General features: G+C 64.2%; 7 protein-coding genes. 4 read left to right on the top strand and 3 right to left on the bottom strand.

Annotated features, from left to right (window positions below; translation table 11 throughout):
• The 3 genes from EOA27_RS14485 to EOA27_RS14475 form a co-directional block, all read right to left on the bottom strand.
• On the bottom strand, window positions 1–1,098 hold a 1,098-nt coding region (locus EOA27_RS14485; protein WP_145970350.1), incomplete at its 3' end, for an FAD-binding oxidoreductase.
• Window positions 1,099–1,245: 147 nt separating this feature from the next.
• Entirely contained in the window at window positions 1,246–2,901 is a 1,656-nt protein-coding gene (locus EOA27_RS14480; protein WP_126082272.1) for an ABC transporter substrate-binding protein, read from the bottom strand.
• Window positions 2,902–3,134: 233 nt separating this feature from the next.
• Window positions 3,135–4,028, bottom strand: a complete 894-nt coding sequence (locus EOA27_RS14475) for a LysR substrate-binding domain-containing protein (protein WP_126082271.1) — start codon at window positions 4,026–4,028, stop codon at window positions 3,135–3,137.
• 170 nt (window positions 4,029–4,198) lie between these two features.
• Here EOA27_RS14475 and EOA27_RS14470 point away from each other — a divergent pair, with 170 nt between their 5' ends.
• From EOA27_RS14470 to EOA27_RS14455, 4 genes are all read left to right on the top strand, one after another.
• Window positions 4,199–5,596 carry an MmgE/PrpD family protein gene (locus tag EOA27_RS14470; RefSeq protein ID WP_245463320.1) on the top strand — a complete coding sequence of 466 codons (1,398 nt, stop codon included), beginning with the start codon at window positions 4,199–4,201 and terminating at the stop codon, window positions 5,594–5,596.
• A 7-nt stretch (window positions 5,597–5,603) separates the two neighbouring features.
• A complete protein-coding gene (locus EOA27_RS14465; protein ID WP_126082270.1) occupies window positions 5,604–6,845 on the top strand; it encodes an FAD-dependent oxidoreductase in 1,242 nt (413 codons plus the stop codon).
• A gap of 3 nt (window positions 6,846–6,848) precedes the next feature.
• On the top strand, window positions 6,849–7,115 hold the full coding sequence (locus EOA27_RS14460; protein WP_126082269.1) for a sarcosine oxidase subunit delta: 267 nt from the start codon (window positions 6,849–6,851) through the stop codon (window positions 7,113–7,115).
• Window positions 7,112–7,423: (2Fe-2S)-binding protein (locus tag EOA27_RS14455; protein ID WP_145970349.1), on the top strand; the 312-nt coding region annotated here is incomplete at its 3' end. The genes EOA27_RS14460 and EOA27_RS14455, both read left to right, overlap by 4 nt.

The following is a 7,423-nucleotide window of genomic DNA, read 5'->3' as shown; positions in this document are numbered from 1 at the left end:
GATCATCCATTCGGCCGCGAGCTTGCCCATGCCGCCCGATTGCGAGAAGCCCGGGATGATGCCGTTGCAGCAGAAATAGTTGCTGAGCTCCGGAGCCGGCCCGAACAGAACCGCACTGTCCGGCGACCAGATCATCGGACCGTTGATCACCTTCTTGACGCCGGCGGTGGCCGCCGCGGGAACCCGCTGGACGGCGCGCATCATGTTTTCTTCGATGCGGTCGAGATCGTCGGGAAACAGCTCGTGGCCGAAATCCAGCGGCGTGCCTTCCTCGGCCCAGAACTTCATGTTGCGCTCATATGCGCCGATCAGCAGCCCCAGGCCCTCCTGGCGCAGATAATATTCGCCGTCGCGGTCGGCGACCGAAGGCAGGCGCCGGCCCATGGAGGCGATTTCGGGAATGGTCTCGGTGACGAAATACTGGTGCTCGGTCGGGATCAGCGGCAGTTGCAGCCCGGCCATGGCGGCGACCTCCCTGCCCCACAGGCCGGCGGCGTTGACCACCCATTGCGTGCGGATGTCGCCCTTCGGCGTGCGCACGATCCAGCTGCCGTCCGCTTGCGCCTCCGTCGCCGTGACCGGCGTGAAGCGATGGATTTCGGCGCCGCGCTGGCGCGCGCCCGCGGCATAGGCCGCCGTCACGCCGGACGGATCGACATTGCCGCCCTCCGGCTCGTACATGATGCAGCGAATGCCGCCGAAATCGACCAGCGGATGCAGCCGCTCCGCCTCGTCGCGGCCGACCTCGTAAAAATTCATCTTGTAGCGACGCGCCTTGGCTTCCTGGAGCCGCAACTGATGCTCGCGCGCCTCGGTCTGGGCGAGATAGAGCGAGCCCGGCTGGAAGATGCCGCAGCCCTGGTCGGTCTCGGCTTCCAGCTCCTTGTAGAGCGCCATCGTGTAGTGCTGCAGGCGGCTGATGTTGGTGGAATCATGCAGCCCGTGGATGTTGGCCGCCGCGTGCCAGGTCGAACCGGAGGTCAGCTCGCTGCGCTCCAGAAGCACGACATCCGTCCAGCCGAACTTGGCCAGATGATAAAGGATCGAGCAGCCGATCAGGCCGCCGCCAATGACAACGGCTTGTGCATGAGTACGCATAGTTGAGCTTTCTTCCCTTTGTTCGGCGACTTGCTTCGCGCTCTTTGGCAGCGCTTTGGGATTTCATTTAGCTGACTGATCGATCGCAGTCGCCGGTGAATTCAGGGGCGCGGATGCGCCCCTGAATATTGCATCGATCCGCCCGATCTAGGCCTTGTCCAGCCAGACCTTGTCCAGTTGCAGCTCGAAGGTCTGGTGCATGCCGAGGTTCTTCACATAGGTGGCATGGTGGCGGTAGAGCGAGCGCCAGAACGCCTGAACCAGAATGCCGGAGTCCTGCAGGATGAACTCCACCTCCTTCATCAGTTCCTTGCGCTTGGCCGGATCGGCGACGGCCATCGCCTCGTTGAGCTTCTTGTCGAACTCTGGATTGGCATAGCCGGACTCGTTCCACGCCTCGCCGCTGCGATAGGCGATCGCCAACACCTGCACGCCCAGCGGCCGCATGCCCCAGTCGGTGGTCGACCACGGATATTTCGTCCAGTCGTTCCAGAACGAAGAGCCCGGGATGATGGTGCGCTTGACCTTGAAGCCGGCGTCGCGCATCTGCGCGGCAACGACGTCGGCCGGGTCCTTCACATAATCCGCATCGTAGGAGATGAGCTCGAACTCGTGGTCCGTCTGGCCGGCCTCGGCCATCAGGGCCTTGGCCTTGGCCAGGTCGCGCGGAACCTTCGGCAGCTCGTAATATTCCGGATGGATCGGGCAGACATGGTGGTTTTCGGCGATCTGACCGAGACCGCTATAGCCGAGCTTCAGCACGGTCTCATTGTCGACCGCCAGTTGGATGGCGTTGCGGACGCGCTTGTCGTCGTAGGGCTTGTTGGTCACGTTGGTGCGCAGCACGATGGTGCCTGCGGTGACCACCTGCTCCTTGACCAGTCCCATGCTGTCATAGAGGTCGACGGTGCCGCCGACCGTCTGGTAGTTGCAGTCGATCTCGCCGGCCTCGAAGGCGCTGCCGATGGCGGGGTTCGAGGCGTCCGATCCGTAGTCGACCCAGTCGACACCGTCGAGATAGGGCTCGCCGCCGAACCAGGTGAAGTCCTTGCGCCGCCGCACCGAAGCGGATTCACCGACCTTGTAGGAGATCAGCTCATACGGACCGGTGCCGGGCGTCTTCAGCATGTCGGCGCCGTTCTTGTCGAAGTCGCGATGGACGATGACGGCCGGATAGTCGGAAAAGCCGGGGATGATGGTGACGTCAGACTGGCGGCATTTCAGCTTCACCGTATGGTCGTCGACCTTGGTGATCGCGCCGGCGGCGGCCTTCTTGGTGGCGGGATCGATCAGCGAGCTCATGCGGCCGGCCATCGAATTGCCTTCGGCCGTCTTATCGCACCAGCGTTCGATGTTGTAGACGATGTCGTCGGCATTGAAGTCGTCGCCGTTCGACCATTTCACCCCCTTGCGCAGATGCAGCGTGTATTCGGTGGCGTCGTCGCTTACCTCCCAGCTCTCGACCAGATGGCCCTCGAAGGTGAAGTCGGTGGTGTAGCGGATCATGTAGTCGTTGCACTGGCGCATGACATTGGCGATTTCCGACCAGTCCCAGGCGCGCGGATCCTTCATGTCCTTGATGATCATCTGCATCTTCAGGATGCCGCCCTTCTTGCCGGGCAACGGAGCGGCGGCCTTGGCCGGCTCGATCCCCGCCATCGAATAGGCGAGCGCCGTGGAAGCGCCCATCACGCTTGCCATGGCCAGGAACTCGCGGCGGTCCATCCCGCCCTTTTTGACTTCGGCTGCATAGCTTTCGATGACCGCCGGGACGCGGTCACCGTTGCTCTTGAACATTGTCATCGTTGTTCTCCGGTTCAGGGCTTTTTGCCCGTTGCATTCCCCTTGCGGCACGCATGTTAGGGGCGATGCAAAAATCCCGGAAGGGCTCGGCCCTTCACAAACCGCAGAAAACCGGCCGTTAAGGCCTAAAAAAACCACGCCATTGGCGCGCCAATTTTTTGAGGCTGAAACCGGTGCTGGAGCAATTCCAGGAAAAGTGTGTAACGGTTTTCCGTCCGGAATTGCGTCAATCTCTAAGGTCGGGCGGCGTCCTCCCTGGCCCTGGACAGGATCCATTCCCTGACCGTGCGGGCGATGTTTCCCTTCGAGAGCTGGCTCTCGGTCAGATAGTAATTCCAGGGGCTTGGCGGCCGCACCGGAAACGGCTCGACCAGCAGCCCGCGATGCATATAGGCGTGAGATAGAGAGCGTTGCGTGGCGACTAGGCCGGCGCCCATGGCAGCCAGTTCGAGCGCGATGTTGGAGGCGTTGGTCGACAGGCCCTTGTCGTGGTCCTCCATGTCGACGCCGAGCGCCTCGGTCACCACCTGCCAGTATTCCTGCCGGCCATGCACGAAGATCCAGTCCACCTTGAGCATGTCCTGCGGCGTCTTCAGCGCATGCTCGCCCTCGAGCATGCTCGGGGCACAGAGCAGGACCAGCTCGTCGTTCCAGAGCGGGATCGCCGAAGGCGGCCGGTCGTCGAAGCGCCGCGTCGAGATGGTGATGTCGGCGATCTGTTCGCTCAAGTCTTCCCAGATCGTGCCGTGCAGCACGATCTCGATCTCGGGATGCTTCTTGCGGAACGCGGCCATGCAGCCCGCCAGCCAGTTTTCCGCAAGGCTCATCGGACAGGAGACGACCACGGTTTTGTTTCGCGAGGACGCCACGATCGCTTCGGTCGCCTGGTCGATCTGGTCGAGCGCCTGGCGCAAGGTCGGCAGGAACGCCTCCCCCATCTCGGTCAGCTTCAGGCTGCGCGGATAGCGGATGAACAGCTGCCGGCCGATATAGTGTTCGAGCGCGCGCACATGCGTGCTGACCGCGGCTTGCGTATAACCCAGTTCCTTGGCAGCCGTGGTGAAGCTCAAATGGCGGGCAGAACTCTCGAACGAGCGGATATAGTTCAAGGGGGGTGGCGGCTTCATCCCGGTCTCCAGCTGCGTAATGTCCATAGCTATCGCATGGGCGACCGGCCGTTCAATCGCGGACAAGCGACATGGCATCAATATTTTTGGCCAAAGCCGCCAAACTAATCGCGTGCCTGCGCGATGAACCCAATTTAATGATGTTGTGAGAAGACAGGGGAGATAAGCGCGTGGCTGTGCCGTCGTACCGGCGTGAGGGGCCTGTCGTCAGTTCCGATACGTTCACGCGCCTTGCCGATTTCGTGCTGCGCCGTCCCGCTTGCGTCTTCCCCACAGCGGTGCTGGAACAGGCGCGTTACCTGCTGCTCGACACGCTCGGCATCGCCATCGCGGCAGGACCGATGGAAGCAGGCCGGATCGCCCGCGATGCCGCCGTGCTGCTCTACGGTTCCAACGATCCGCAATACTCGGCCCGCATGCTGTTCGATGGGCGGCGCGCCAGCATTGCCGGCGCGGCCTACGCAGTCGCCACGCAGACGGACAACCTTGACGGCCATGACGGCTACAGCCCCACCAAGGGCCATATCGGCGTCGCGGTCGTGCCGGCGCTTGCCGCGCTCGCGGAAGCAAGGCCCGACCTCACCGGGCCGGAGGCGCTGGCGTCGCTGGTCATCGGCTATGAAGTCGCCGGCCGGGCCGGCATCGCCCTGCATGCGACGGTGAGCGACTATCACACCTCCGGCGCCTGGAACGCCTTGGGCGTGGCGGCGGTCGCGGCGCGTCTGCGGCGGCTGGACGAAGCGCAATTGCGCGAGGCGCTCGGCATTGCCGAGTATCATGGCCCGCGCAGCCAGATGATGCGCGAGATCGCCACGCCGACCATGCTGCATGACGGCTCCGGCCCCGGCGCCCTCATCGGCCTTTCGGCGGCGGTGCTGGCCGAACGCGGCTTCACCGGAGCGCCGGCGATCACCGTCGAGGCGCCGGAGGTTGCGAGGCATTGGCAGGACCTCGGCGTGTTCTGGCAGTCATTGCATCAGTATGTGAAGCCTTATCCGATCTGCCGCTGGGCGCATGCGGCGATCGACGCGGTGCGTGGGCTCTGCCTGGCGCACAATCTCGGCGCCTCCGACATCGCCCATGTCCAGATCAACAGCTTCCATTATGCCGCCACCCTGTTCGACGGCATGCCGGACACGACCTCGAAGGCGCAGTACAGCCTGCGCTTCGCCGTCGCGACCTTCATCATCCACCGGCGCATCGGGCTCGAGCATATTTCCGGCGCCGGGCTCGCCGATCCGGCTGTCGCCGACATGCTCACCCGCATCAGCGTGACCGAGACAGAGCGCCACAGCGCCCGCTTCCCGGCCGGCCGCTGGGCCGACGTCATCATCACGACCAATGATGGACGCGTGCTGATGTCTGGCGACGTGCACGCGCGCGGCGGCCCCGAAGCGCCGATGTCGAAGCAGGACGTCGAGGCCAAATATATGGAGTTCGCCGCGCCCGTGCTCGGATCCGGCCGCGCCGCGGCGATCCGCGACGCGGTGCTTTCGCTCGACGACCGCGACAGCCGCTTCTCCGATCTCTCGGCGCTGCTCTACGATCCTCCCGAGGCCTCGAGCTGAGCCCGCAATGCCTCTTAGACTTCTGAAATATGGTCTCAGCAGGGACTATCCGGTCAGCGGCGACATCCCGGCAACGCCGGAGCTGAAGCCGGCCTACGACGTCGTCATCATCGGCGGCGGCGGACATGGACTGTCCTGCGCGCATCATCTTGCCAAATATCACGGCATAAAGAGCGTGGCGGTCCTGGAGAAGGGCTACCTCGCCGGCGGCAACACGGCGCGCAACACCACCACCATCCGCTCCAACTACATCACCCCGGAAGGCATCGCCTTCTACAAGGAGGGCGTCGAGCTGTTCGAGCGGCTGTCGCAAGAGCTCGACTTCAACGTCATGTTCTCGCAGCGCGGCCAGCTGACGCTTGCGCATACAGAGGCGACGATGCGCAGCTTCCATATGCGCGCCGAGATGGGCAAGCACATGGGCACGCGCACCGAGGTCGTCGACCAGAAGGGCGTCGAGGAGCTCTGTCCGCTGCTGAACATGGACTATGGCGGCCCGCTCGAAATCCTCGGCGGGCTCTGGCACGCCGACGGCGGAACGGCGCGCCACGACGCAGTCGCCTGGGGCTATGCCGCCCAGGCATCGCGGCGCGGAGTCGAGATCCATCAGCGCACCGAAGTGCAAGGCTTCGAGGTCATCGGCGACCGCGTCCAGGCCGTCAAGACGAACCGAGGCCGCGTCGCCTGCGGCCAGGTGCTGATCGCCACCGGCGGCATGAACTACGACGTGGCGCTGATGGCCGGCGTCGAGCTTCCGATCCGCTGCTACCCGCTACAGGCCATGGTGACCCAGCCGTTGAAACCCTGGCTGGACACGCTTGTCTCCTCGGTCTCGCTGCACACCTATCTGGTGCAATCCTCGCGCGGCGAGGTCGTCATCGGCGGCGGCTCCGACCCCTACCAGCTCTATTCGACGCGCTCGACGCTCGACATGAAGGAGCACCTCGCCGAAGGCGCCGTCCACCTCTTTCCTTTCCTGCAGGGCGTGCGGCTGCTGAGGCAATGGGCCGGCATCACCGACATGACGCCGGACTACAGCCCGATCATGGGGGCGAGTCCGCTCACCAATCTCTGGCTTGACTGCGGCTGGGGCACCTGGGGCTTCAAGGCGACTCCCGTCGCCGGCAAGCGCATGGCGCAGACGATCGCTGAGGGCCGCATGCCCGACATCCTGAAGCCATTTGCATTGGAGCGGTTCGAAACCTTCCGGCTGCTCAATGAAATGGGCGCGACCGCCGCGAGCCATTGATCCATGAAACTGCTCACCTGCCCCATGAACGGCCCGCGCAACATCGACGAGTTCCAGTCCTTCGGACCGATGCGCGCGCGACCCGATCCGAACGCAACCGCCGACAGGGACTGGTCGCGGCACCTGTTCCGGGCCGAAAACCGCAAGGGCATCGTGGTCGAATGGTGGCGGCACGTGCCGAGCAACTATTTCTTCCTGGCCGAGCGCGACCTGGTCAGCAACGAGATCATCCGCACCTTCGACGCCTCCGACCTGCGGGACCACGCATGAACCGGCTGCCCGCCCCCTTCGGAAGCCGGATCGACCGAAGCCGCCGCATCCGCTTCAGCTTCGAGGGCAAGCCTTTTGAAGGCTATGAAGGCGACAGCATCGCCAGCGCGCTCGCCGCGTCCGGCCAATGGGTGCTGTCGCGCTCGTTCAAATACCACCGTCCGCGCGGCATCCTGTCGATGACCGGAGCCGACGCCAACGCGCTGGTGCAACTCCCGTCCGAACCGAACGCCGCCGCCGAGCGCACGCCGATCAGCGAAGGGCTGCGGGTCAGCGCCCAGAACGTCAACGGCTCGCTCGAGCGCGAC

Origin of the sequence: Mesorhizobium sp. M2A.F.Ca.ET.037.01.1.1 (assembly GCF_003998075.1) — a bacterium.
Classification (GTDB): domain Bacteria; phylum Pseudomonadota; class Alphaproteobacteria; order Rhizobiales; family Rhizobiaceae; genus Mesorhizobium.
This window is presented reverse-complemented; position numbering and strand designations above follow the sequence as displayed.